The following is a 25,113-nucleotide window of genomic DNA, read 5'->3' on the forward strand; positions in this document are numbered from 1 at the left end:
AAAGTGACATAGTACTGTCCCACATACACATGGCATCGGTTTCTGCCGCTGATTAGCATCAGCATTTACACATAAAATATTTTGTCTAAAAATGACTTCTCCAAAATCAGACACCTTATCAGAAATTTTGAGCGCTTTATTGAAGTGGTTGATGAGTGGCATTGCATCGTTACTTTCAATCATGGCATTTGCAGATGATCAGCTACCTGCTTCACAAGCATTAGCAAGTTATACAGATCAAAACAGTTGGCAGGGCATTCAGCACTATCTACCCAAAGAATACCATTTAACAGAAACGCAGCGACCCAAAGAAGAGTGGTGGAGTTGGCAGGGTCATACTGTTCACTTAGATACTTATCGGAATCCACAGGCAAAAGTGAAGGTGATTCTGTTTCATGGTGTGGGAACAAATGGTCGACAAATGTCGATGATTTTGGGTCATCCTTTGGCACAACGTGGCTATGAAACTATCGCTATTGATATGCCCGGTTATGGCCTCACCCAAGTCAAAAAGGGCTCAAAAATTCGTTATGATGATTGGGTTCAAGCAGGTAATGACCTCATTGAAGCCGAGCTACAAAAAGATCATCGTCCTATCGTTTTGTATGGGCTTAGTGCAGGTGGTATGTTGACCTATCACGTGGCGGCAAAAAATAAAAAGGTGAAAGGTATCGTCGGTATGACCTTTCTAGACACTTCAAATAAAACTGTGCGTGATCAAGTCTCTTTGAATAAATTTATGAGCCGCGTGGGCAGCCCACTGGCTCATGTGACAGCACATACACCATTTTCAGCATTGCCAATGCCGATGCGGTGGGTAAGTAAAATGCATCGCTTGGTGAATAATGACGCAGCATTGCAGGTCTTTTTAAAAGATAAAACGTCAGCTGGGAATAGTGTATCGGTTAAATTTCTAGATTCGTATTTATATTATAAAAATGACACGCCACCGGAGCAGTTTGATGTCTGCCCAATTTTACTAACGCAGCCTGAACAAGACCGCTGGACGCCTTTGGCTTTAAGTCAGCCATTTTTAGCACGGATTCACCAAGTTCCAGTCGATGTCGTGCTGTTGAAAAATGCAGGATATTATCCTTTGGAACAGCCGGGACTTAAGCAAATGGTCAATACAATCGATGAGTTTTATCAAAAAGTCACGCAATAATCTGTTGAAAGCGTGATGCGTAATTCATACCAAAATAGATATAAAAAAACCGCCAGAAGGCGGTTTTTTTATTGGGACTTTATCGTGGAAATATTTAAGCAAAATGACCATGTTGAAAATCATAAAATGCCTGACGTATTTCATCTTCAGTATTCATGACGAATGGTCCATGTGCCGCAATCGGTTCATTTAAAGCTTCGCCACTTAAAATAAGCAGTTTGGTTGCTTCAAAAGATTTAAGTTTCAAGGACGATACTTGGTCACTGACATATAAAGTCTGTTTCGCATCAAAGCGTTGACCTTCGATTTCGATCGCGCCACTTAATACAAAAATCATGTTATTCCACTGTGGGTTGAATGAAAATTCCTGTTCAACATTTGCATTCAAGCGCACATCCAAGACATTCATTGGGCTAAAGGTTTCAGCTGTACCCATTGTGTCTTCAAATTGGCCAGCAATGACGCGTACCACGCCTGCATTTTGTGCAAGTTTAACTTCAGCAATATTGGCTGTAGTCAGTTCTTGGTAGCGAGGTTCAGTAATTTTGGCATGACTAGGTAAATTGACCCAAAGTTGTACCATGTCTAAATTTCCGCCAGTTTTTGCAAAATCTTTAGAATGGTGTTCTTCATGCATAATGCCTCGACCCGCGGTCATCCATTGCACTTCGTCTTTGGCAATACTGCCGTGATTTCCTTTAGAGTCAAAATGCTCCAATTCACCTTCATAAACAATGGTCACTGTTTCAAAGCCACGGTGTGGATGTGACCCAACACCACGTTGATGATGACTTGGAGAGAAATGATATTGGCCGGTATAGCCCATAACGAGGAATGGACTGGTTTGATTGCCCATTTCTTGCATAGGGAACATAGAGTTTGTTGGGAAGCCATCGCCCACCCAAGTGCTACGATCACTATGATAAACACGTTTGATTGAATTCATAATTCAGCCCTCAATATATTGCTTCTGAGATCTATTATTGAGGTATAGTGAGGGAATGACAGGGCGAAAAACTCAACAGATTATTCTAAAAATGAAACAATCATGCAAAATTTAAATGACTATTACTACTTCGTGCAATTGGTGAAATACCAAGGTTATACCAAAGCCAGTGAAGCATTGGGTATTACAAAATCTAAACTATCACGCCGTATTACAGAATTAGAGACCCGTTTGGGTGTACGTCTGATTCAGCGGAATACGCGAAAATTTACTGTGACTGAAATAGGACAACAGTTCTATTTACATTGCTTAAAAATTTTAGAGGAAGTCAGCGAAACGGAAAATTTTGTGCTCAGTACGTTGAACGATCAACTCTGTGGCCAGATTAAAATTTCTTGTCCTGTGGCTTTGGTGGAAATGCCTGTTGCAAAAATGGTCACCGATTTTATGCAGCAATATCCAGACATCAGTGTGCATCTGATGGCGACCAATCATCGGGTTGATGTCATTGAGGAAGGCGTAGATTTAGCCATTCGTGTGCGCAATATGCCTTTAATGGATAGTGATTTGATCGTTCGAGATTTAGATGCTTGTGATCATGTTTTAGTGGCATCGCCACAACTTTTCTTCGAGCGTGAAATGCCACAGCAATTGGCTGAGATTCAAAATTTTCCGTGTATTGGTTTTGATCGGCCTAAACATTTTTGGGATTTTCGACATCGTGAAAAAAGTGAAACCCAACAAATTGAATTTCATCCACGCTTAAGAACTGACAGTTTTGGTGCGATGATTTCTGCTGCTATTTCTGGCGTGGGAATCGCTTCTTTGCCCAAAGTGTTTGTACGTGATGCTTTAAAAAGTGGTGAGTTAATTGAGCTATTTCCTGAATGGCAATTGCCGCAAGGGGTCATCCATGTTGCATACGCGACACGACAAGGTATGCTGCCGGGTGTACGTGCGATGTTAGATCATTTGATTTCAGGTTTTAAGGCCTTAGATATAGATCATCCGTAATTTGAGCAGTGTTCTTATTGTTTTCATATTCTAATTATTTTGGGTTATTGCTCAAACACGGATTTTACAGGGTTATTTATTTTTTATTGTTGGCATGAAGTTCAACATTAGTATGGTCGTCCTCCTGCTAAGCTAATTCGCTTTAATAAGCGGCGTTGGTCTGAAGGGAAAGGGCGGCGTGAGTGTAATGTCGCTTGGTTATCCCAAAATACAATGTCACCTTCTTCCCATTGATGTTCATATCGAAACTCAGGTTTCAATAAATGTTCACGTAAAGATGCAATCAATTCACTGCCTGACTGATCATCGTAGTGAACCAATTCCACTTCAGATCGTTCATTTAACCACAGCCCTTTACGGCCACTTTCTGGATGGGTACGTACAAGCGGATGTGGATAAGCATGTCCAACAATCGGTTGGTCTTTGAAACGATATAGCGGTGTAGCGCCATATCCCGTTGTGCCTTTATTATTTTTGGCACGGACAAATGGGTTATAGGTAATGAGTTGAAGTTGGTCTAAATGTTTTTGTGTCGCTTCATCTAAAGCTTCATAGGCTTTAATAGTGTTATACCATGAGGTTTGTCCACCGTCTTGTGGCAGTTCAATGGCATAGAGTAATGAACCAAATGATGGCAGTGGAGTCCACTGATGGTCTGCATGCGCAGCCAATTCACCATGTCCAGTATAGTCTCCTTTACCGACTGCATTTGACACAGGTACGACGTCTGGTGGTGTACCGGTATCATCTTGTGACGCCAGCACAGGAATATCTGCATCGGGACGGAAGATTGAACCGAAGTAACTTGCAAACGCGAGATACTGTAAATCATCTAGACTTTGATGTTTGAAAATTAAAATCAAGTGTTCTGCCAACGCTTGTTTTAAACGGTAGATGGTTTCCCCAGACTGTGCTTTACGCGCATCTAAACCATAAACCACAGCCCCCAAAGCTTGGTCATGTTGCGCTTCAATACGAATTTCATTGCCATCTTGAAATTGTTCTGCTTGATGCCAACGTGGAGCATCATGGATGGCTTGTGAAAGTTGAGTTAATGCGGTCATTTCATAAGTTCTCAAATTGTTCTTTATTGAGACTTAATCTATGGAAGAAAGCGCAGGATGGAAAATTAAAAAATAAGCTAAGTTTATGAAAAAACGTATGATTAATACTAATATGCTGAAAATGCAGCTTTTATTGAATCGTGTAGAAAATAGCTAAAAAACTGCTGTTGTAGTGTTGATAAAACAGCAGTTTGAATTGGAATTATTGCTTCAATACGTCTTTAATGTGCACAAAACGCTTGGTTAAAGTATTCGAATAATTCAGGCGTTTGGCTCCATAAGCCGATGGACAATGCCAACAAGGCCAGAATACTGATGCCAATACTGAGCCGGAACCACAGTGTTGAATTAGTCATGAATGACACTTTCCTCATTAACCATGAAATGTACCAATACTCCAAAAATACTCAGGACAATCGAAAAAATCCAAATGGCATTATAGTTACCGGTTATATCGTGGTTCACACCACCCAACCAACCACCAAAAAATGAACCGACTTGATGAGTAAAGAATACGATACCACTTAGCATACTGAGATATTTAACGCCAAACATATTGGCTACAATACCGTTGGTGAGCGGTACGGTAGAAAGCCATAGTAGACCCATAATGACGCCAAATGCATAGATTGTCCATGTGCTTAAAGGCAGCAAAAGAAAGGCAATAATGGCAATGCCACGTAAACCATACAGTCCCATTAACAGCTTTGGTTTGGAATATTTGCCACCGAGCCAACCAGCTGTGTAGGTGCCGACAATATTAAATAGTCCAACGAGCGCTAGGAAAATAGTGCCCGTAGTGGCATTAAAGCCATGATCAATTAAATAACCCGGCAGATGGATGCCAATAAACACCACTTGGAAGCCACAGACAAAGAAACCAAGTGCTAGAAACCAAAAGGGTTTATGCTCCCAAGCCAATTTCAAGATTTGTTTAAAATTCAGAGAGGCTTCATGCGTATTGGTTGCATTTGGTGCAACATACATTGGTGCTTTTAACATCCATGCTAAAGGAATAATTAGCGCAATTAAAATGGCGCTGACCACCAAAGCCGAAGACCAACCCAATTTTTGCAATAGCAGTAATGTAGAGGGCAGCATAATGAACTGACCAAAAGAACCTGCTGCACTGGCAATACCCATGGCTAAACTACGTTTTTCTGGATGCGCTGCACGACCTACGGCAGAAAGTAATACTGGAAAAGATGTGGCTGAGAGGGCTAAACCCAGGATTAAACCTGCACTTAAATTAAGCAGTAAACCGGTAGAGCTGATGGCCATGAGTAATAGTCCGAGGGCATATAATGCACCACCGACGGCGACCACGATCTTACTGCCATATTTATCTGCAAAAGCCCCTGTAATCGGCTGCACAGCACCCCAAATTAAGTTTTGCATGGCAATGGCAAGGCTAAAAACGTTATGTCCCCAACCGAATTCATCACTCATCGGCACGAGATAGAGGCCAAATGCATGACGCACCCCTAATGACAATGCCAAAATAATAGCACTGCCAATGAGCATATAAATCAGGGGTTTCGAGAAACGAGTATCAGACATACAGCAGTCTACATTCTTTAAATTTAACTCAATGGTATTCGAATAAACGCAGAGTTGCGATTAAATTTAATTCACCAAACAATAAATTTTTTTTATAGGTAACTATGGATGAATAAAGGAAATTGCCTCAGCATAAATTCAAAAGTGTTTAAAAGAGATTTAAAAGATATCTCAGAATAAAAGACCATATATAGCCTAATAAAAAAGACGGCTGTAGCCGTCTTTTTTATATTCAGGTTATTAATTAGAAACGCATACCGATACCTGCATACGCAAGAATTGGATTTACTTCAATATCGGCTTTAGATTTGATCAGTTCACCATGTGTCGCATCTGTAACGGTAATGGTGGTTTCATTCTGTAGGTGTGCATAGCTGACAGAACCTACAGCAAACCATTTGTCATTGAAATCATAGGTGAAGCCAACCGTTGCAACCGGAGCAAATACATCAGTTGCCTCTAAATCAACTTTTGGCTTAGCTTTACTTGGTTTACCGTCAAGTGCGGCACCAGCATTGCCTTCTTTAATATTGGCAATCATATGTCCAGCAGCAATCAGGTCTTTTTCTGTACGTGGATTAATTTCTAGTTCATTAAAGTATGCATACATTACGCCTAGACCCACATAGGGACGGAATTTATTGACGCCAGTTTTACCGAAGTGATATTGGATTTCTGCAGCGGGGGTCCATGCACGAGCAGATGCCGCTGGGCCGTAGGCTTCTAAATCTGTAATCAGCAAACTATTCTTCATTGCGATTTCAGGTAGGTCGATAATACCTAACTCAGGTGTCGCAATAGCTGCAAATGGCGCATAAATTTTTCCTTTGCCGTTTAGGTCTACCTCAGGTGGGATACCGGCTTTCATTTCTAAAGAAATGTTATCAGTAAAGAAATAGTTGGTCATGATGCCTAGTGTGGTTACATCATCGGCTTCAAGGCCAGTACCTTGGTTATCCCAACTTTGTAGGCCATTAATTTCAGCAGTACCGCTTAGCCCTGCTGGTAAGGTACTCGTACCTAATTTATCGAGCAAACCGACAAACCAAGTAGAAATGTTTGGATCCATAGCAGGATCCATATTGGCTTTTACTGCGTCAATTGAAATATCACCAACTTTGGCTGTTTCACCATTTTTTACTGATGTATCAACATGGAATGGTTGTGCTTTACCTTGTGGCATAACATGTAGAGCACCAACAGAGACAGAAAAACGTTTGAAGCCATCGCCATCTTTTAAACTAAAATATGGTGAGTCTGCATGACTGAGCATAGGTAGGGCAGCCATAGAAGCAGCAATGCACAATACACTTTTTTTCATTTTAAAGGACTCCATGTCCGTAAATTGATAATAATTTTTCTAAGTGCCCATTATTCAAAATTAGTGCGTAAAAAATGTTATAGAAAACAAGAATAAACGTAATAATCCTGTAACATTCTTGATGATTTGTATTATTTGAAGGCTTTAATTAGGTATTTGTGTAAAAAAATCGAACATTTTTGAAATTTAGAAATGGTTCTATCTATTTGTAAATATTCAATATTTATTGACATAATTGACAGTGTGTTGGTTGATTTGGGTCAGTAAAATAGTTTAAAACAACCATATTCAAAGCACTTTTTTGTGCTGTTGTCCTCTATAGATATAAAAATTCATAGCTAATCATTGAGTCTTTATATGCCAATCGAGGCTAATCTCTCAAAGCCTTTTACACCAAAACCATTTTTTTTGTACAATAGCGCCAGATTCAATTGAGTTATTCGTATGAGTACGCAAAACCCTCCCAAGAAAAAGGCTTTAGTCAATTTGCCTTTTCCGATTAAAAAAGCTGAAGATAATGCTTCGGATGAAATCTTTGAAGATATGCGTCCAAAACCTCAGCGTTATGCTGACCGTACTTGGATGCCACCACGCGGTACACGTCGTTCGATGGGTAAGCGTTAAAAGATTTAAATAAAAAAGCCATGGTTCAAACCATGGCTTTTTTATTGCAAATTATTGATGTTAATTGCGTATTTCAGACTGAATTCTTCGGTCTTTATTGAGATAATACTTTTTCTTCTGACGATACATGTCTAGATCGGCACGTTTGAGCATATCTTCCATCCGCTCATTCAGCTCATTGGTGGCAAAGCCAATCGAGATACTCATCGGTTGATTAGAATAAAATTGGTTATCGACCAATAACAACTCATTCAAACTTTGTAAGCAGTTTTGCAGCGCTGCATCATCTGCACCCGGTAATAGAATGACAAATTCATCACCGCCAATGCGCGAAGCAGAATAGGGCGTATGCTGAATAAGTTGGTTTAAAATGTTGCCCAGACGTCTGAGGATACTGTCACCAGCATCGTGCCCAATACTGTCATTCAGTTCTTTTAGTCCATTTAAATCAATAAAAATACAAGAAACAGGACGTAATTGATTGCGTTCGAGACGCTTGAGTTCTGCGATATAAAATGAACGATTATAGAGTTTGGTCAGTACGTCGTGTTTACCTAAATACTCAAGATAATTTTCAGCCTTTTTACGTGCAGTAATATCGGTTAAGGCAACCTGCACGGTGCTCCAATCATCAAGATAATCGGGAAATACAGTAAATTGTAGTAAGACGTGGCGAATACTGCCATCAAGTGCATAATTTATAGCTTCACGTTGATGATGTAAATTACCATTCCAAAGTTCAATCAACTGTTCTTTAAATGTTTGAAGCATCTCTTTGGCAAATACTTTATGTACATTTTTGAGCAATATTTCTTTGTTCGGAGCGCCAAATAAATCAAGCGTGGCTTGATTGACGTCAACGATCAGTATTTCTTTAATGCACTCTTGTACAAAATCGGGATGAACATCCAAAAAAGTGACAAAGTCTTCGATTTCTAAAGCGCGTAGCTGATCTAATTTGATTTTAATCCGGCTAAAATCTTCGACCCAAAGTGAGGTCGGAGAATAATGAAAACGCGCTTCTGCCAAATGACGACTTTGTTCTTGTAAACGGCAAGCTTCAGTATAAGAGGTGATATCTTCAGTCGTAATTAAGACGGCAGATAAATCCTGCTCATGACTCGGTAGCACAATGCCTTTGAGTTGAATGTCTAGGCGTTGTCCACTGAGCGTATAGTTCACAGCAGAATGGGAAAAATGCGTTTCACCATTCCACAATGCAACCAATTCTCTAATGTGTGTTTGACACATCTCCGCCTGAAAAACTAAATCCAGGTTTTGACATAAATGTTCAAAGTCACGTGCTTGATACAGTTCTAGTGTTTTTGTGTTGACCTGTAAGATTTTTATTTTTCTCGCACATTGCAAAATACGAGATTCATCTTGTTGAAGAAAAGTGGCGAGATCCTGCACACCTTGTTGACGCCAGAGATCAAATTGTTTTTTGACTTCACTGTAATCTTCAAGCCACATGGCAATGGGGGATAGCTCAAAAAAAGGAGAATCTAGCATGTCTATTTTATGTGCTCGTCATTCTTTATGATAATGTCAGCAAGTAGTATAAGACGAAAAAAATGATATTAAAATAATGTGATATGTAAAATAAGTTTTATTTTTAATGTGACTTAAGTCACTAAAAACCATTAAACAACCGTAGAAAAAAAGCCAATATGGACATTGGCTTTTTGGGTGTTTCAAATGTGGTGAAAAGAGCCTTTAGCGGCTGGCTTTACGGGCTTTATTTTCAGGCTTTGGTGCAGCAATTTCACGTTCAGCTTTCCAAACATCGATGAAATCTTTTTCATTGATATTGTACAGTTCAAGTAGGGCTAAAATAACGCCGCCAAACATCATCGGGCCTTCAGAATTACTTTGAAATTCAAATATTTTCCCATTCAGGGCATGCAAAATATCTTCAATTTCAAAAATACGGTCACGACCATTACTGTCTGTCGGGTACATTTGGGTATTCAGGACAATTTTCGCAAGACTTTTTTCATTATCCGTTAAGGCCAGTACATCAACCAACTCATCTGTTGAAGGTGCGAAAATAACCGAATCTCGATAAATCGTATGTAAAAGTTTCGAGGTGAGTTTTGGTAATGCTTTTTCAACGAAAGGACGGAATGAAATTGGAAAAATAACATTTCTGGAAATCCCCTTAAACATGGGAGCAATTTCTTCAACTTTATAGCCAGCGACACCACAACCGATCGAGGTAATGAAGTATTTAGTCTTCGGATGATTCTTGGTATAGATTTTAAAATCATCGACATAGTGTTGAATTTGTGACAACGGCATTTGTTGTAAATGCTCATTCATCGTTGGAATAGCAAAACTTTGACCAGCCCATCCACGACCAATACCATTCATTGCACCAAAATGCTCTAGGGCAGTACGCGCTGCACCGCCAGTATGTTGACCTGCCATATTGCTGCCAAAAACAAAAATGGTATCTTCAGCTAAGTTTTTAACAATACTTTCGTCATGATATTGGTAAGTCATAAAGTTTGATCTGTGGCGTCCTTTTGTTCATGTTGCAGGTGAAATTTAGCTAGGTCAAGTATCTATCTGGGTTAAATGAACGCTTTATCTATGAGTTTTTTAGCCTAAAGAGTTTCTTCGAAAAAAATTGGCACAATCAGGCGCTTTATATTTTTTGAAGTTGATGACAAAGTATAGAAACACATACTCAGTAAAGTTTCTTCTGTCTGTAAGAGACTTTGGCTTTTTACATAAATTTAGCGTTGTTTTGTGCAACTTTGCCCTCATAATAAAGCCCTATAAAAACTGTTGAAGAAGAGTGTGATGCAGGAACAGCCTTTTGAACTGGTAACACAATATCAGCCCGCAGGTGATCAGCCTCAAGCGATTGAGAAATTGGTCAAGGGGATTGAGAAAGGAATGCATGACCAGTTGCTCTTAGGGGTAACAGGTTCGGGTAAAACCTATACCATGGCAAATGTGATCGCTCGCACGCAACGTCCAACGATTATTATGGCGCATAACAAAACTTTGGCTGCGCAGCTTTATGGCGAGTTTAAAGCCTTCTTTCCGCATAATGCCGTGGAATACTTCGTCAGTTATTATGACTATTATCAACCCGAAGCCTATGTTCCATCTTCAGATACTTTTATTGAAAAAGATTCATCGATTAATGATCATATCGACCAGATGCGTCTTTCGGCAACACGGGCATTATTAGAGCGACGTGATGCAATTATTGTAGCGTCAGTTTCAGCTATTTATGGTCTGGGTGATCCCAATGCTTATATGAGTATGCTTCTGCATATCGTGGAAGGAGACCGTATTAGCCGTGATGATATCATCCGTCGTTTGGTGGAAATGCAATACACCCGAAATGAACTCGAATTTTTACGGGGCACATACCGTATTCGTGGTGAAATTATTGATATTTTTCCTGCTGAATCTGATCAAAATGCCATTCGAATAGAGTTATTTGATGATGAAGTTGATTCAGTTCGATGGTTTGATCCATTGACGGGCAGAATGGTCCGTAAAGTGCCACGGATTACGATTTACCCAAAAAGCCATTATGTAACACCTAAAGATAATTTACAGCGTGCAATTGGGACGATTCGTGAAGAACTCGCAGAACGACTAGGATTCTTTCGTGCAAATGATAAATTACTCGAAGCACAGCGTATCGAACAACGTACACGGTATGATTTAGAGATGATGCAGCAGCTTGGCTATACTAACGGTATTGAAAACTATTCACGCCACTTGTCTGGCCGTCCTTCTGGTGAAGCACCTCCGACTTTGTTTGATTATGTACCTGATGATGCCTTATTAATCATTGATGAATCGCACGTTACCGTTCCGCAAATTGGGGCTATGTATAAAGGTGACCGTTCACGTAAAGAAAATTTGGTCAATTACGGTTTTCGTTTACCAAGTGCGCTTGATAACCGCCCAATGAAATTTGAAGAATGGGAGCGGATTATTCCTTCGACCATTTATGTCAGTGCAACGCCTGCACATTATGAAATGGAAAAGTCTGAACAAGTCGTTGAGCAAGTGGTTCGACCCACAGGTTTGGTTGATCCTGAAATTGAAATTCGTCCAGTGTTAACGCAAGTGGATGATGTATTGTCAGAAATTAATAATCGGAAAAACTTAAATGAGCGTGTATTGGTTACGACATTAACCAAACGTATGGCAGAAGATTTAACTTCATATTTGAAAGAATATGGCATTAAAGTCGCTTATTTACATTCAGATATTGACACTGTTGAGCGCACTAAAATTATCCATGAATTGCGTTCGGGTGTATACGATGCAATTGTTGGGATTAACTTACTACGCGAAGGCTTAGATATGCCAGAAGTGTCTCTAGTAGCCATTTTAGATGCAGACAAAGAAGGCTTCTTACGTTCTGAGCGTTCTTTGATTCAAACCATCGGTCGTGCAGCGCGTAACTTAAATGGTAAAGCGATTTTATATGCAGATCGTATGACCGACTCCATGCAAAAAGCCATTGATGAAACGGATCGTCGTCGTAATTTACAGATTGCATTTAACCTTGAGCATGGCATTACGCCACGCAGTACAGTGCGTCAAAACGTCAATGATATTGATACTGGTGAAGTGCTGACAGATGATGAAATCGATGCAAAAATTTCAGATCAGTCCAAAGCATTAACTGCAGATGAACGTCATTTGATGTCTGATCCAAAACTTTTAGCAAAACATATGAACAAGCTGGAAAAAGAAATGCTGAAAGCATCGAAAGAATTGCAGTTTGAACAAGCTGCTCGATTACGTGATGAAATCTTGCGTTTAAAAGCACAGATGATTTCATAATTTTGTTAGACAAGATGCGGCATATTGTCTGAATTACATACATAATTCAGACAAGAAAATGATTTTTAGAGCAATTTTTTCCGCTAGAGTAAAAACACGAGAGAGAATTACTTAATTTTCATCGAATGTTTTGCATCGAAATGAGGCATAAAATGACAACAACGAATCTTCCGAAAGCTGGTTTTAAGCTCGCAAAAATTGCACTTGGTGCAGCAGTGTTAATTGGTTTGGGTGCAGCCACAATGGCCTATGCACAGACGAAACCTTTACAGACTGTGGAAAAAGTTGAGCTCGATCGTTATTTAGGGATGTGGTATGAAGTAGCTCGTAAGCCTATGGTTTTTCAAAAAAGCTGTGACCGTGATGTGACTGCGGTTTACACGCTAAATGAAAATGGCAATATTAATGTAAATAATCGCTGTGTATCTAAAGATGGTACCAAGAAACAATCAATAGGCGAGGCATTTGTACAAAATGCACCGTTTAACTCGAAATTAAAAGTTAGTTTCTTACCAGAAGCCATTCGTTGGTTGCCTGTGGGGCGTGGTGATTATTGGGTACTCAAAGCCGATGAAGACTATCAGACAGTTTTGGTGGGTGAGCCACGTCGTAAATATATGTGGGTTCTTTCTCGTTCGGCTCATCCAGATCAGGAAGTGATTCAGGAATATTTAAATTATGCGCAATCTGTTGGTTATGATTTATCAGATATTATTCATACCAAGCAGACAGTGAAACCTAAAACCTAAATAATTGAACAAATGCTAAAAAACCATGCCTGTGCATGGTTTTTTATTTGCTAGAATGTCCAGGTGAGAAGCTTGATTGATCAAGCAAAATATCAAGATTATGTAGTCATTTTGACTGGAGTGAAAGATGTATAAAGGCGTTGCATTGTCTGTATTGGCATCGGTCACTTTTGGTATTTTGTATTTCTTTACCATCTTTTTAAAACCTCTAGATAGCGAGCAAACTTTTGCATGGCGCATGTTAGCGACCTTGCCATTTTTAACTTTATTTATGTGGTGGATGAAAGATTTAAACAAAGTCAGTGAAATTTTTTGGCGTGTGGTCAAGCAACCGATCTTTCTCATTTGGTTAATCATTAGTTCATTTTTATGTACTACACAGCTTTGGTTGTTTTTGTGGGGACCAATTAATGGCCGAGGGCTAGAAGTATCTTTAGGGTATTTTCTATTGCCCTTAGTGATGGTTCTGGTTGGATGTGTACTGTATAAAGAAAAGCTGTCTAAATGGCAGATGGCTGCCGTGGCATTGGCAATTTTAGGGGTCGGCCACGAAATTTGGCGTATTGGCAGTATCGCGTGGGAAACTGTCTATGTCGCTGTGGCTTATCCGATTTATTTCTTTTTACGTCGTACCTTTAAAACCGATCATTTGGGTGGTTTTTGGTGGGATCTTTGCTTAATTTTGCCTGTAGCCTTTTATTTAGGATTTATTCATAGCGATAGTTTAGAGCTAATGTCGTTATTCCCGTATCTGATTTTGGCGGTTTTAGGACTGGGTTTTCTGAGTGCGCTTGGCTTAGGTAGCTATATGTTGGCGAGTCGTTATTTGCCATTTGTGATTTTTGGTTTGTTGAGTTATTTAGAACCCGTGTTGTTAGCTTTTGCATCCATCGCATTGGGGGAGCGAGTAGAAGCCGAAGAATGGCTGACCTATATTCCAATTTGGGGTGCGGTATTGTTATTGGTGATAGAGGGTGTTTTGCATCTGTTTAAACAAAAGCAAAATGAACGTGCGCTAGCAAAAAATGTAAAAGCGTTAAATGATCGAATCGATTCTTAGACTGAAAATGCTGGTACGATAAATTGATCAGTTTACAATTAATGCTTGCTGTTTTTTAATAAAATCTTAAACTTAGAAAACTAAAACACGCCATGATTCAATTTATTGTTTAGGAAGAACAGCATTGAATGATGGTGTACAAAAATATTTATTTTAGATAAAAATAAACTGAAATCGATAAAAGATCGATTAAAGAACCAAGATACAGGAAGCAGTCAGTGGTTGTCCCATTTCATCAAAGCGCTAAACTTTTACAGCTAGAGCCTGTGTTGGATCAGCATTGGCGGAGTATTGTATCTGAAGTATGCACTGATCTTGATCAATCCAATTTAGCACAGATACAGCAGGTGTTATCGCCAAAAGGTATTCGTTGGGAGTCTTCATCACAGTCGTATCAAAGAGATGTACCGATGAATTTGGGCATGCTGATGAAAGTACTAAAATATGATGTCATGCGTGAGCATGCACAGTATTTGGCAACACAGCTCGAAGAACTTCGAATATTGACAATGAGTATTCAAGTTGCGCAAAAATTAGAAGAAAACCTAGCCTATATCAATAAAATAGATGCCGAAGAAGATTTTGAATTACAGTATGAAAAAAATGTATTACATCAGCATTTCATTTTAAATGCCGCACAAATCATTCGTGAAATGGATTTGATTGCGCCGAGTGATGCACGTCAACTCACTGCTCTGCAAGTTAAAATTTTCTTGATCGAAATTTTCTTAAAGTCACATATGTTAGGGCAAGTTTTTGATGCTTCTGTACCAAAATCATCTGAGGTTTGGCAACATCCGATTTTTAAATATTATTTAAAGCATGAACAAAAAACGCGTTATTTACAAATTGTACAAACATCTGAGTTTATTTATATTTTGTCGCCTGATTTAGATTGGACGACGCAGTATTCAGCAAGTCGGTTTTTATCGACAAAACATAATGACGCCCTAGCAGACGACGTTTTTGATGGGGCAGCTTTAGATTTAAATACTGCTTTAGAGAATCAGCAAATAGACGAATTAAAAATTCAAGTCTCTAAGCTGGCATCTATTGCAGGTTTTATACATTTAGATCTGCAAAATTTAATGCAGCAACTACATATACGGGTAGATAAGCATCTACTTTTAATGCTGCATGTAGAGGATGCCACTCAATTAGTGACGGTTTTACCTACTTTTGAGCAGCAGTTCAATACATTGATCTTGAAGCCATTGCATCAGACTGTTCAATATCAACTGAGTGAGCAGATACAGCATGATTTTTTATTTTTCCATAGCATGCAAATATCTCAGAAGCTCATCACGAGTCTAAACGTCTTAAGTAGCTGCCCGAAGTTTGAGGCGAGTTTGGAGTTAAAACGACTGCGACTTCAACTACAGGCTTGGCAGGTGCTTTTGTTGAAACGGCGTGCTCAAATTTTTCATGTTCAAAACGAAGATGAGTGGGAATTACATCATCAGCAGTCACAGCAAATTCATACGGCGCTGAAGGCGATCTTGCAGCCGGTCGATGATCAACAGAAGATCTTTGCTACAGACGCAACTGTAGAAAATACGGGTACCCATGGCGCGCATGCGCATGTTGGATTTTCCAAACGCATGACGAAAACAGGGGAGTATGAAAGCCTTGAAGCCGATGCTTTAAAAGCGCAGCAACAAAAAAAGCGCCAGACTTATATGCAGGTTTTAATGTTGCTGAAGGAACATGCGTCACAGCTCGTCAATCTCGATTTTGAGCCATGTGAAAATGCCTTAAACGTGCGATCTTTTAGTGATCGGAGATATTTTGCGATTAGTGCTGGAGAGAATGGTTTAAATGCACTACCGAAAATATTAGAGCTGAGTGTCAATTTCTTTGAGTTTAATCTGGAAAAGTTTGCTGAGAATCTGAAGAATTAACTGAATTTTAAATATTGATCTGACTTCAAAAATCCATTGTTTTGCCCAAAATATAAAACACCACAATTTGAAAAATATAAATATTCGTGCATCTTTGAGCTAAATGTGCTGAGATCTGGTTGATAAAACTACATTTGAAATTTTGTGACAAAAATCTGCGAAAAAGCCGGTTTTTCAACTTTCGGCTATAAAATCATAATACTAATCATGATTATTTTGAAAATTGATAGTAAATATATAACAAAATAACCTTGTCGAAATCTGCTTTTAGATTCATTAATTTTCAGTTTTCCATTACAATTGTGGGGTTTTGAAATTTATGCTTAGATTTACAATTAATTAGAGGACGTATCTGTGAGCAAAGACACTATCGTTGCCCTACATGCAGAGCACCAAGGTCGCTGGAAAAACCGTGAAGAAATCGCGGAACGTATGATTGCCCTAGTGGGTCAGTTATATCGTGAAAAAAACATCGTAGCTACAGTATACGGTCGTTCTTTAATTAACCGTTCGGTTATCCAAATTCTTAAAGCGCATCGTCGTACTCGCGTACTTGACGTTGAACTTTCAGTTGTGAACACTTTCCCAATTCTTGAAGCTTTGGCAAAAATCGAAAACATCGGTACTGCTGAAATTGATCTTGGCAAACTTGCTGTTGAGTTCAAAGAAAAAGGCGGTGATGTTGACGCATTCGTTGCTGACGCTGTTAAATCACTTGAAGGCAATGCAACTAACGTTGAAAACCGTGATGTTGTACTTTACGGTTTCGGTCGTATTGGTCGTATCCTTGCACGTTTGATGATCAGCCAATCTGGTTTAGGCCGTGGTCTTAACCTTAAAGCAATCGTTGTTCGTAAATCATCTGACGGTGACTTAGAAAAACGTGCGTCTTTGTTACGTCGTGACTCTATTCATGGTCCATTCGCAGGTACGATTTCTGTTGATGAAGAAAATGAAGCAATCATTGCTAACGGTAACTTCATCAAAGTGATCTATGCGTCTAACCCATCTGAAGTTGATTACACTGCTTACGGTATTAACAATGCACTTGTAATCGATAACACAGGTAAATGGCGTGATTCTGAAGGTCTTGCACAGCACCTTAAATGCGCTGGTGCTGCACGTGTAATTCTAACTGCACCTGGTAAAGGTGACATGAAGAACGTTGTATACGGTGTGAACCAAGCTGACATCCTTGATGAAGATACAATCATCTCTGCTGCAAGCTGTACAACAAACGCGATCACACCAACACTTAAAGTGTTAAACGACAAGTACACAGTGATCAATGGTCACGTTGAAACAGTTCACTCGTTCACGAACGACCAGAACTTAATCGACAACTACCATAAAGCTGACCGTCGTGGCCGTGCTGCAACATTGAACATGGTTATTACTGAAACAGGTGCTGCTAAAGCTGTTGCTAAAGCGCTTCCTGCTCTTCAAGGTAAATTGACTGGTAACTCAGTACGTGTACCTACTCCAAACGTATCTCTTGCAATTTTGAACCTTACTTTAGGTCAAGATGTTGATCGTGAAGAAGTGAATGAATACATTCGCCAAATTTCAATCAACTCTAACCTTCAAGGTCAAATCGGTTATACAAACTCAACTGAAGTTGTATCATCTGACTTTATCGGTTCACGTACTGCAGGTGTATTTGACGCTCAAGCGACAATCACTTCTGGTAACCGTTTAACTGCTTATGTTTGGTACGATAACGAAGTGGGTTATAGCTGCCAAGTATTGCGTATCGCGGAACAAATGGGCGGCGTAAGCTATCCAAAAATTCCTGCTGAAACAAATGCATAATTTGTGAAAGCTAAAAAAGAGCCTCATTTGAGGCTCTTTTTTTTATCTAATGAGCAGGGATGAATAGCTTAAGGCATAGACGATGAATGGATTGATCAAAAACATCAAAATGTCTTGTTTTTTCTGCCACTGTTAGATGAGTGCGAGTCATTTATAATGAAAAAGCCGACTAAAATATTCAAGTTTTAAGTTGATGAAATTATTAAAGAAATAAATACAAAAAATTGCAAACTGGTTTAGGTAATGTGTTCAAAATAAAGCTGTAAAAATAAAAAAGCAAAAGGAATTTAGTTTGCAAGCAAAGCACATGCTCAGTGGATTGGCATTTATTGTGTTTGCTGCACTCTGTGGTGTACTCATCGCCATTTGGGTGTTTAAGCACTTTAATATTTATATCCCGCTAGAAAATCAAAACGTCAATATCGACCTGCAAGAGCCATTACAAGCCGAAGTCAAAATTCATGATGCCTTGGATGTGGACGTGACAGGGCGGGTGAATGCTGAAATTCCGATACATGAAAATTTAAATATTCCCTTAACTCAAACGCTGACACCACGGGTGTATTTTGATAATCAAGTTCCGATCAAGACCACGATTCCAGTGCGTGAAACTTTGAAAGTGAATCAAAACCTTCCTGTGAATACCAAAGTGAAAGTTAAAGTCATGGGGCAGGATGTGACTTTACCACTCAAAGGTGATATCCCAATTCAATTGGATATTCCAGTGAATATGAATGTGCCTTTGGAGCAAAAAGTACATTTAAAATTTGATGCACCAGTCAAAACCGTGCTGAAAGAAAACCTACATATTCCACTGAATGCAAATTTAAAAACCAACATTCCTATTGAAGGTAATTTAAATGTTCCAATTAAAACGGCATTAAAAGCGACAGTGGATGTGCAAAATACGTTGCCGGTTCAAATTAAAAAGGGTGAATTGGTAATTCCACTAAAAACAATGCGACTCAACAGAGAGCATGCCAAAACTGAAGCGAAAGCTCAGGAGTAAGCCATGTGGATATTTCAATCGGCGAAGCGCATCATTTTGAGTTTTATCGCAGTTGCGTTATTGGTTGCGGTGTTATTTTGGTTGTATTTAAATATTTATGCGTCGATGCAAGTACGTGCAAAAAATGCTGATATTCAATTGTCGCATTCACTACCCACCAAAATTTCAGTCGGCAATTATTTGCAAACGCAGTCTATTGGGACTCTGGATACGCAGATTGCTTTAGATCGGAAGCTGCAACTACCATTAAAGGGAAAATATCTGGCAGATTTGCAGTTTAGTGTAGAGGTTCCGATCTCTGTGGATATTGATTATTCCACCAATATTCAAATTAACCAGACGATGCCGCTTGAGGCGACCACGGATTTGGTGATTAAAAATAAACTCGTGCCGAAATTTCCTTTAAAAATGGACATTCCTGTCAAGTTAGATGTGCCTTTTCATTTGAAAAGAACCTATAACATTCCTATTCGAATTAATTTTAATGGCCCTGTGTATTTTGAGTTTAATGAAAAAGTCGATTTGCATGTGGTACATCAGTTTGCACCACAGCTAAAACTTAATGACCCGATGACCATGCGAAAAATCGCAACCTTTAATGCTACGATGTATAACGCAGAGCGTAATACCAAGGCAAATTTAGATATGAATATGGATTTGCCGATAAAAAATGTACATCCCTAAGCGTATTTCAACTCAAAAAAAGCCCGAATCAATTCGGGCTTTTTTTAATGGATTGGATCTTATTTTAAAGCGGCTTGAACAGCACTATGTAGAGTAGTGGTTGGGTGTCCAAGTAACTGTTCCAAGTCCTTACGATCACTTTGCATCGCACCGTCAATGCTATTGATATCGGCATCGACGATCACATCTACAAGACCAGCGGGCAAGCCAGCTTGTAATAGGCCTTGTGTGTAGTCTTCTGCTGTTAGATTTTGATAGTGAACATTTTGACCTGAAACTTGCTGTAAGGTTTCAGCAAGCTGTGTCAAGGTGAAACTGTCTGAGCTTGCAAGTTCATAAGTTTTATTCTCATGACCAGCGCTTGTAAGCACTTTTGCAGCTGCTTCAGCATAGTCAGCACGGGTCGCTGCATTAATTTTTCCATCCTTTGCTGCACCAAATAAGGTACCTGTTTCCACCACATGTCCTGCAGCAGCAAGATAGTTTTCGACATACCAGTTATTTCGTAAGAAGGTATAGGTTAAACCACTAGCCTGAATCAGACTTTCTGTTTCACGATGTTCTTGAGATAAACCCAATGGTGACGTATCTGCACGTAACAGGCTGGTATAAGCAAGATATGGAACTTTCGCATCTACTGCAGCATCAATTACGGCTTTGTGTTGTGGAGTACGGCGACCAATTTCATTGGCAGAAATGAGTAATAATTTATCGACACCTTGTAGTGCAGGAACAAGTGTATCTGGTTGATCATAGTCAAAATGACGAAGTTCGATGCCTTGAGCTTGTAGAGATGCTGCTTTTTCTGGTGATCGAACTAAAGCGATGATGTTTTCGGCCGCGGTTTCTTTCAATAAAAATTGAAGGACCAATTGGCCTAGTTGACCTGTTGCACCTGTAATTGCGATTTTCATATTTAAACCCTCTGATTGTTGAATCAATGATCTTGATGGTTGAATCTTAATCTGTTAACTTACTAAATGTAAGTACGTACCAAAAAGTAAGTTAGTGACTTTGAGGAAAGATTTAATGAACACATACGCTACAAGTAAATTATTAGGTCAAGTTTTATCCACGGACTGTCCATCTAGAGAAATATTGGAACATCTCACCAATAAATGGTCAGTATTAATTTTGCGTTGTTTGACTGAAGGGGTACACCGTTTTAGTGAACTTAAGCAGCGGATCGAAGGGGTGAGCGAAAAGATGCTGGCTCAAACGCTGAAAATGCTCGAGCAAGATGGTTTTATCTTACGGACAGTCTATCCAGTCGTGCCACCCAAAGTTGAATATCAACTGACTTTAATGGGCTCACAGGCTGCAGAAAAGTTAATGCATCTGATTGGTTGGGTTGAACGAACATTGCCTGAAATTATTGAAGCCAAGGAAAATGCACGTAAATAGCTTTCAGAAATGGGGAGTGAAATTCGTTTGCTATTTATCAAAGGTATTTTGATGATGAGCTAAAGATTTTCGAGCGAGGTGCGGATTTTCCTAAAAATTTGCATCAGCACCAAGATGAATGAAATTTATAGTATTGCTGAATAATATTGTTCGAGAAATTCTTTAAAATATGGCAGAATAAGCGGTTTTAAAGTTTTTAGAGGATTGGCAAACATGCGCTTTGTTGATGAAGCAGTCATTACCGTAGAGGCTGGCGACGGTGGCAATGGCGTAGCCAGTTTTCGCCGTGAAAAATTCGTACCATTTGGTGGTCCAGATGGTGGTGATGGTGGTCGTGGCGGTAACGTATACGTTCAAGCCGACAACGACACAAGTACCCTAGTAGATTATCGTTATACACGTAAATTCCGTGCAGAACGTGCTAAAAATGGTCGTGGAGCGAACTGCTCAGGCCGTGGCGGTGAAGATACCGTATTGCTCGTTCCAGTGGGCACAACAATTGTAGATACAGAATCTGGCGATATCATCGGCGACTTAGTGGCTGACGGTCAGCGTGTGTTAGTGGCAGCAGGTGGTGAAGGTGGCTTGGGTAATACTCACTTCAAATCTTCAACCAACCGTTCTCCACGTAAATGTACACACGGTTCAAAAGGCGAATATCGTGAAATTCGTCTTGAATTAAAAGTACTCGCAGACGTTGGTTTGTTGGGTATGCCAAATGCGGGTAAATCAACCTTTATCCGTGCAGTTTCAGCAGCAAAACCAAAAGTTGCAGATTATCCATTTACCACTATGGTGCCAAATCTAGGTGTGGTTGATGCCGATAGTCACCGTTCATTTGTAATGGCGGATATTCCGGGTCTAATCGAAGGGGCTGCAGAAGGTGCAGGTCTAGGTGTTCGATTCCTGAAACACTTGGCGCGTACACGTATTTTATTGCACATCGTAGATGTTCAACCGATTGATGGTTCTGACCCTGCGTACAATGCAAAAGCAATTTTGGAAGAGTTGAAAAAATTCTCCCCAACACTTTCAAAATTACCTGTTGTATTGGTACTCAATAAAGTAGACCAATTGGCGGCTGAAACGCGTGATGAATGGTGTGATCACATTCTCGAAGAGTTGCAGTGGAAAGGCCCTGTATTCAAAACTTCAGGTTTAACATTTGAAGGTACTAAAGACGTTGTGTACTACCTGATGGATCAAATTGAAGAACAGCGCGAACGAGAAACTGAAGATCCTGAATATGCTGCAGAAGTTAAAGCGTTCCGTGATCAGCTTGAAGCTGAAACACGTGAGCAAACGCTTGCTGCGAAAGAAGCATATCGTGAAATGCGTCGTCAACAACGTCTGGCAGGTCAAGGTGAAGACTTTGATGATGAATTTGAAGACGGTGATGATGAGGCAGAATCGTACTACGTACGTTAATTGCTGAATAAGTGTCAAAGCAAACAAGTCTGAGGACAAGATGATAGAAGTGGTAGATGGGCAACGTCAGCTCAAGGGTTGTAAACGTATCGTTGTTAAAATCGGATCATCACTACTCACAGCAAACGGAAAAGGGTTAGATCTGGATGCAATCTCGCATTGGGCGGGACAAATTGCAGAACTACACAATGCAGGGCACGAGATCATTCTTGTGTCTTCCGGTGCTGTGGCTGAAGGGATGGTTCGTATGAATTTGGACAACCGACCCACAGATCTACCCAGTCTACAGGCTTGTGCTGCCATTGGTCAGATGGGCTTAATTCATACTTGGTCTAGCGTATTAGAACAACGTTCGATTCGCACAGCACAAGTTTTGTTAACGCATGATGACTTGGCAGACCGTCGTCGCTATTTGAACTCTTGTGATGCCTTGCAGCATTTGATTGATTGGCGTGTGATTCCTGTGATCAATGAAAATGACACAGTGTCGACTGACGAGATCCGCTTTGGCGATAACGATACTTTAGCTGCGATGGTGGCTGGACAGGTACATGCAGACCTCTTGGTGATTCTAACTGACCAAGAAGGTATGTTCGACTCTGACCCTCGTTCCAATCCAGACGCAAAACTGTTCCATACAGTACGTGCAATGGATGAATCATTATTCGATATGGCTGGCGGCGGCGGTAAATTTGGCCGTGGTGGCATGTTAACCAAAGTTCGTGCAGCACGTTTGGCTGCTAAGTCAGGTTGTCCAACCGTGATTGCGAGCGGTGATAGCGATAATGTGCTTTCACGTGTGATGGCAGGTGAATTACTCGGTACCTTATTCATTACGGACAATGATCGTGTGACAGCCCATCAACAATGGTTAGCTGCACATTTACAAACAGCTGGACGTTTGGTGATTGATGATGGTGCTGTAAAGGCAATACGTGATAATCACCGTAGTTTATTACCTGTAGGCGTGAAAGCAGTTGAAGGGCATTTTGAACGTGGTGATGTGGTGGAATGTGTCGATACACAAGGTCATCGTGTTGCCGTAGGTCGTGTAAACTTCAGTTCACGCTCGGCAGAAATAGTTAAAGGTTTGGCCTCAGATAAAGTTCATCAAGTTTTAGGGGAAGCCCGATCACTTGAAATGATCCATCGCAATCATATGTCGATTTACTAAATTGAAAATCAAAATCCTGCTTCCGAGCGGGATTTTTTATGGCATGCCATTTGAATATAACGATAAAAATAGTAATAAGACGAGAAGAATATGAGCGAAATTCAATATTTAAACCTTCAAGATCTAAAAGATGAGCAGGCTCAACTGTGTGAATTATTGGCACAATGTGTGCAAGATGGTGCATCACTGGGTTTTTTAACTAAAGAATCTAAGTCGCACTATGATGAATATTGGTCTGCTGTGGCAAAGGATATTCAAAAGCATAAAACCTTTTTGTGGGTGGCGCTACATAGCGGTGAAATTGTGGGCACAGTACAATTGGTTCGTGCCACCAAAGCCAATGCACTGCATCGTGCTGAGATTGAAAAACTTATGGTGCATCCAAAGGTACGTCAGCAAGGCATTGCTCACCAACTATTAACACTTGCAGAAGATAAAGCAAAACACTTGAACTTGAAATTACTTGTACTTGATACGCGTACAGGCGCTGTCTCTGAAAAGCTATATGAAAAATTTAACTTTATAAAAGCTGGGATCATCCCGCAATTTGCATTGAGCCATACAGGTACAATAGATTCAACGACATTATTTTATAAATTATTAGTTTAAGTGGAAACGGATGGATATTTTAGACCAAAACTCCTGCACAGATGCAGGAGTTTTTCATTAAAGGTTCTTTTGATTAACTCGTTTAGAGAGTTCTTCCGCACTTTCAACTCGTTCAGAATAGCGATCTGTGAGGTAGGCAGATTGACCACGTGTGAGTAGGGTAAATTTATATAATTCCTCCATCACATCGACAATGCGAGTGTAATAGGAGGAAGGTTTCATGCGATCATTTTCATCAAATTCTAAAAATGCTTTCGCAACGGAAGATTGATTTGGAATCGTGATCATCCGCATCCAACGCCCAAGGATGCGCATTTGGTTAACAGCATTAAAAGATTGCGAACCACCACTGACTTGCATTAACGCCAGCGTTTTACCTTGAGTAGCACGAATGGCACCTGCAGCTAAAGGAATCCAATCAATTTGTGCTTTCAATATAGAGCTCATCGCACCATGTCGTTCTGGCGAACACCAAACCATGCCTTCTGACCATGTAAGCAATTCATGTAATTCCTGAACTTTAGGATGTGAAGTTTCAGCATCTTCAGGCAGTGGAAGACCTTTAGGATGAAAGATTTTGACTTCTGCACCAAAATGTTCAAGGATTCGACCCGCCTCCAATACCGTTAAACGGCTAAATGAGCGTTCACGGTTAGAGCCATATAGCAGCAGAATGCGTGGCGGATGTTCAAGTGCTTTTGCTTGAACATGTTCAAAACTCGGTGTTTCAAGTAAATCTAGTTGAATATTGGGGAGCTTCAT

The 25,113-nt window shown here is 39.9% G+C and carries 23 protein-coding genes; 14 read left to right on the forward strand and 9 right to left on the reverse strand.

Features of this window, described 5'->3' with window-relative positions; all coding sequences use genetic code 11:
• Nucleotides 1-181: 181 nt before the first annotated feature.
• Nucleotides 182-1,165, forward strand: a complete 984-nt coding sequence (locus FTV27_RS02005) for an alpha/beta hydrolase (protein WP_257224248.1) — start codon at nt 182-184, stop codon at nt 1,163-1,165.
• 94 nt (nt 1,166-1,259) lie between these two features.
• On the opposite strand, the gene FTV27_RS02010 is transcribed toward FTV27_RS02005, so the two are convergent.
• Complete coding sequence (locus FTV27_RS02010) at nt 1,260-2,111, reverse strand: pirin family protein (protein WP_180076924.1); 852 nt, start codon at nt 2,109-2,111, stop codon at nt 1,260-1,262.
• Between the two features lie 102 nt (nt 2,112-2,213).
• Here FTV27_RS02010 and FTV27_RS02015 point away from each other — a divergent pair, with 102 nt between their 5' ends.
• A complete protein-coding gene (locus tag FTV27_RS02015) occupies nt 2,214-3,125 on the forward strand; it encodes a LysR substrate-binding domain-containing protein (protein ID WP_180004936.1) in 912 nt (303 codons plus the stop codon).
• Between the two features lie 107 nt (nt 3,126-3,232).
• Here FTV27_RS02015 and FTV27_RS02020 read toward each other — a convergent pair whose 3' ends face one another.
• The 4 genes from FTV27_RS02020 to FTV27_RS02030 form a co-directional block, all read right to left on the reverse strand.
• Complete coding sequence (locus tag FTV27_RS02020; RefSeq protein ID WP_180063388.1) at nt 3,233-4,189, reverse strand: TauD/TfdA family dioxygenase; 957 nt, start codon at nt 4,187-4,189, stop codon at nt 3,233-3,235.
• A 221-nt stretch (nt 4,190-4,410) separates the two neighbouring features.
• Nucleotides 4,411-4,545: a hypothetical protein gene (locus FTV27_RS17150; protein ID WP_257220694.1), complete on the reverse strand. Its 135-nt coding sequence runs from the start codon at nt 4,543-4,545 to the stop codon at nt 4,411-4,413.
• Nucleotides 4,538-5,749 carry an MFS transporter gene (locus FTV27_RS02025; protein WP_180063387.1) on the reverse strand — a complete coding sequence of 404 codons (1,212 nt, stop codon included), beginning with the start codon at nt 5,747-5,749 and terminating at the stop codon, nt 4,538-4,540. Before FTV27_RS02025 ends, FTV27_RS17150 begins: the two co-directional genes overlap by 8 nt.
• A gap of 244 nt (nt 5,750-5,993) precedes the next feature.
• Nucleotides 5,994-7,070: an OmpW family protein gene (locus tag FTV27_RS02030; protein WP_180063386.1), complete on the reverse strand. Its 1,077-nt coding sequence runs from the start codon at nt 7,068-7,070 to the stop codon at nt 5,994-5,996.
• Between the two features lie 444 nt (nt 7,071-7,514).
• Here FTV27_RS02030 and FTV27_RS02035 point away from each other — a divergent pair, with 444 nt between their 5' ends.
• The gene (locus FTV27_RS02035; protein ID WP_078190224.1) at nt 7,515-7,694 is read left to right on the forward strand and encodes a hypothetical protein; all 180 of its coding nucleotides are present in this window, start codon (nt 7,515-7,517) and stop codon (nt 7,692-7,694) included.
• 60 nt (nt 7,695-7,754) lie between these two features.
• Here the strand turns inward: FTV27_RS02035 and FTV27_RS02040 are convergent, their stop codons facing one another.
• Both FTV27_RS02040 and FTV27_RS02045 read right to left on the reverse strand, forming a co-directional pair.
• Nucleotides 7,755-9,212: a sensor domain-containing diguanylate cyclase gene (locus FTV27_RS02040; RefSeq protein WP_180077055.1), complete on the reverse strand. Its 1,458-nt coding sequence runs from the start codon at nt 9,210-9,212 to the stop codon at nt 7,755-7,757.
• A 198-nt stretch (nt 9,213-9,410) separates the two neighbouring features.
• Complete coding sequence (locus tag FTV27_RS02045; protein ID WP_180076925.1) at nt 9,411-10,199, reverse strand: hypothetical protein; 789 nt, start codon at nt 10,197-10,199, stop codon at nt 9,411-9,413.
• 300 nt (nt 10,200-10,499) lie between these two features.
• Here FTV27_RS02045 and uvrB point away from each other — a divergent pair, with 300 nt between their 5' ends.
• The 7 genes from uvrB (at nt 10,500) to FTV27_RS02080 (ending at nt 19,736) form a co-directional block, all read left to right on the forward strand.
• Nucleotides 10,500-12,521 carry an excinuclease ABC subunit UvrB gene (gene uvrB, locus FTV27_RS02050; protein WP_180076926.1) on the forward strand — a complete coding sequence of 674 codons (2,022 nt, stop codon included), beginning with the start codon at nt 10,500-10,502 and terminating at the stop codon, nt 12,519-12,521.
• A 152-nt stretch (nt 12,522-12,673) separates the two neighbouring features.
• Nucleotides 12,674-13,270, forward strand: a complete 597-nt coding sequence (locus FTV27_RS02055; protein WP_180010426.1) for a lipocalin family protein — start codon at nt 12,674-12,676, stop codon at nt 13,268-13,270.
• A 127-nt stretch (nt 13,271-13,397) separates the two neighbouring features.
• On the forward strand, nt 13,398-14,330 hold the full coding sequence (rarD, locus tag FTV27_RS02060; protein ID WP_180026332.1) for an EamA family transporter RarD: 933 nt from the start codon (nt 13,398-13,400) through the stop codon (nt 14,328-14,330).
• Between the two features lie 218 nt (nt 14,331-14,548).
• Nucleotides 14,549-16,231 carry a hypothetical protein gene (locus FTV27_RS02065; RefSeq protein ID WP_180076927.1) on the forward strand — a complete coding sequence of 561 codons (1,683 nt, stop codon included), beginning with the start codon at nt 14,549-14,551 and terminating at the stop codon, nt 16,229-16,231.
• Between the two features lie 354 nt (nt 16,232-16,585).
• Nucleotides 16,586-18,043, forward strand: coding sequence for a glyceraldehyde-3-phosphate dehydrogenase (locus FTV27_RS02070; protein WP_168379186.1), 1,458 nt, complete (start codon nt 16,586-16,588; stop codon nt 18,041-18,043).
• A 307-nt stretch (nt 18,044-18,350) separates the two neighbouring features.
• On the forward strand, nt 18,351-19,052 hold the full coding sequence (locus FTV27_RS02075; protein WP_143221649.1) for an MFS transporter: 702 nt from the start codon (nt 18,351-18,353) through the stop codon (nt 19,050-19,052).
• A gap of 3 nt (nt 19,053-19,055) precedes the next feature.
• Nucleotides 19,056-19,736 (forward strand): hypothetical protein, encoded by a 681-nt coding sequence (locus FTV27_RS02080; RefSeq protein ID WP_078190209.1) that lies wholly within the window; start codon nt 19,056-19,058, stop codon nt 19,734-19,736.
• Between the two features lie 59 nt (nt 19,737-19,795).
• Here FTV27_RS02080 and FTV27_RS02085 read toward each other — a convergent pair whose 3' ends face one another.
• Nucleotides 19,796-20,650 (reverse strand): SDR family oxidoreductase, encoded by an 855-nt coding sequence (locus FTV27_RS02085; protein ID WP_180076928.1) that lies wholly within the window; start codon nt 20,648-20,650, stop codon nt 19,796-19,798.
• Between the two features lie 115 nt (nt 20,651-20,765).
• Here FTV27_RS02085 and FTV27_RS02090 point away from each other — a divergent pair, with 115 nt between their 5' ends.
• The 4 genes from FTV27_RS02090 (at nt 20,766) to FTV27_RS02105 (ending at nt 24,351) form a co-directional block, all read left to right on the forward strand.
• Complete coding sequence (locus tag FTV27_RS02090) at nt 20,766-21,140, forward strand: helix-turn-helix domain-containing protein (RefSeq protein WP_180076929.1); 375 nt, start codon at nt 20,766-20,768, stop codon at nt 21,138-21,140.
• A 213-nt stretch (nt 21,141-21,353) separates the two neighbouring features.
• Nucleotides 21,354-22,568, forward strand: coding sequence for an Obg family GTPase CgtA (gene cgtA / locus FTV27_RS02095; protein WP_180076930.1), 1,215 nt, complete (start codon nt 21,354-21,356; stop codon nt 22,566-22,568).
• Nucleotides 22,569-22,608: 40 nt separating this feature from the next.
• On the forward strand, nt 22,609-23,742 hold the full coding sequence (proB, locus tag FTV27_RS02100) for a glutamate 5-kinase (RefSeq protein WP_078190202.1): 1,134 nt from the start codon (nt 22,609-22,611) through the stop codon (nt 23,740-23,742).
• A gap of 90 nt (nt 23,743-23,832) precedes the next feature.
• Entirely contained in the window at nt 23,833-24,351 is a 519-nt protein-coding gene (locus FTV27_RS02105; protein WP_180076931.1) for a GNAT family N-acetyltransferase, read from the forward strand.
• A 57-nt stretch (nt 24,352-24,408) separates the two neighbouring features.
• Here the strand turns inward: FTV27_RS02105 and arsH are convergent, their stop codons facing one another.
• Entirely contained in the window at nt 24,409-25,113 is a 705-nt protein-coding gene (gene arsH / locus FTV27_RS02110) for an arsenical resistance protein ArsH (RefSeq protein ID WP_180076932.1), read from the reverse strand.

Source organism: Acinetobacter sp. YH12251, from assembly GCF_013417465.1.
Lineage (GTDB): Bacteria > Pseudomonadota > Gammaproteobacteria > Pseudomonadales > Moraxellaceae > Acinetobacter > Acinetobacter amyesii.

What these genes read in the sequence shown, in the direction of transcription:
- FTV27_RS02020 (WP_180063388.1), bottom strand. Translation starts at nt 4,189, where the DNA reads ATGACCGCATTAACTCAACTTTCACAAGCCATCCATGATGCTCCACGT.
- FTV27_RS02105 (WP_180076931.1), top strand. Translation starts at nt 23,833, where the DNA reads ATGAGCGAAATTCAATATTTAAACCTTCAAGATCTAAAAGATGAGCAG.
- FTV27_RS02055 (WP_180010426.1), top strand. Translation starts at nt 12,674, where the DNA reads ATGACAACAACGAATCTTCCGAAAGCTGGTTTTAAGCTCGCAAAAATT.
- FTV27_RS02075 (WP_143221649.1), top strand. Translation starts at nt 18,351, where the DNA reads ATGCTCAGTGGATTGGCATTTATTGTGTTTGCTGCACTCTGTGGTGTA.
- FTV27_RS02090 (WP_180076929.1), top strand. Translation starts at nt 20,766, where the DNA reads ATGAACACATACGCTACAAGTAAATTATTAGGTCAAGTTTTATCCACG.
- FTV27_RS02010 (WP_180076924.1), bottom strand. Translation starts at nt 2,111, where the DNA reads ATGAATTCAATCAAACGTGTTTATCATAGTGATCGTAGCACTTGGGTG.
- FTV27_RS02015 (WP_180004936.1), top strand. Translation starts at nt 2,214, where the DNA reads ATGCAAAATTTAAATGACTATTACTACTTCGTGCAATTGGTGAAATAC.
- FTV27_RS02045 (WP_180076925.1), bottom strand. Translation starts at nt 10,199, where the DNA reads ATGACTTACCAATATCATGACGAAAGTATTGTTAAAAACTTAGCTGAA.
- FTV27_RS02030 (WP_180063386.1), bottom strand. Translation starts at nt 7,070, where the DNA reads ATGAAAAAAAGTGTATTGTGCATTGCTGCTTCTATGGCTGCCCTACCT.
- FTV27_RS02025 (WP_180063387.1), bottom strand. Translation starts at nt 5,749, where the DNA reads ATGTCTGATACTCGTTTCTCGAAACCCCTGATTTATATGCTCATTGGC.
- rarD (WP_180026332.1), top strand. Translation starts at nt 13,398, where the DNA reads ATGTATAAAGGCGTTGCATTGTCTGTATTGGCATCGGTCACTTTTGGT.
- FTV27_RS02035 (WP_078190224.1), top strand. Translation starts at nt 7,515, where the DNA reads ATGAGTACGCAAAACCCTCCCAAGAAAAAGGCTTTAGTCAATTTGCCT.
- cgtA (WP_180076930.1), top strand. Translation starts at nt 21,354, where the DNA reads ATGCGCTTTGTTGATGAAGCAGTCATTACCGTAGAGGCTGGCGACGGT.
- FTV27_RS02005 (WP_257224248.1), top strand. Translation starts at nt 182, where the DNA reads ATGGCATTTGCAGATGATCAGCTACCTGCTTCACAAGCATTAGCAAGT.
- FTV27_RS02085 (WP_180076928.1), bottom strand. Translation starts at nt 20,650, where the DNA reads ATGAAAATCGCAATTACAGGTGCAACAGGTCAACTAGGCCAATTGGTC.
- proB (WP_078190202.1), top strand. Translation starts at nt 22,609, where the DNA reads ATGATAGAAGTGGTAGATGGGCAACGTCAGCTCAAGGGTTGTAAACGT.
- FTV27_RS17150 (WP_257220694.1), bottom strand. Translation starts at nt 4,545, where the DNA reads ATGACTAATTCAACACTGTGGTTCCGGCTCAGTATTGGCATCAGTATT.
- FTV27_RS02080 (WP_078190209.1), top strand. Translation starts at nt 19,056, where the DNA reads ATGTGGATATTTCAATCGGCGAAGCGCATCATTTTGAGTTTTATCGCA.
- arsH (WP_180076932.1), bottom strand. Translation starts at nt 25,113, where the DNA reads ATGAAGCTCCCCAATATTCAACTAGATTTACTTGAAACACCGAGTTTT.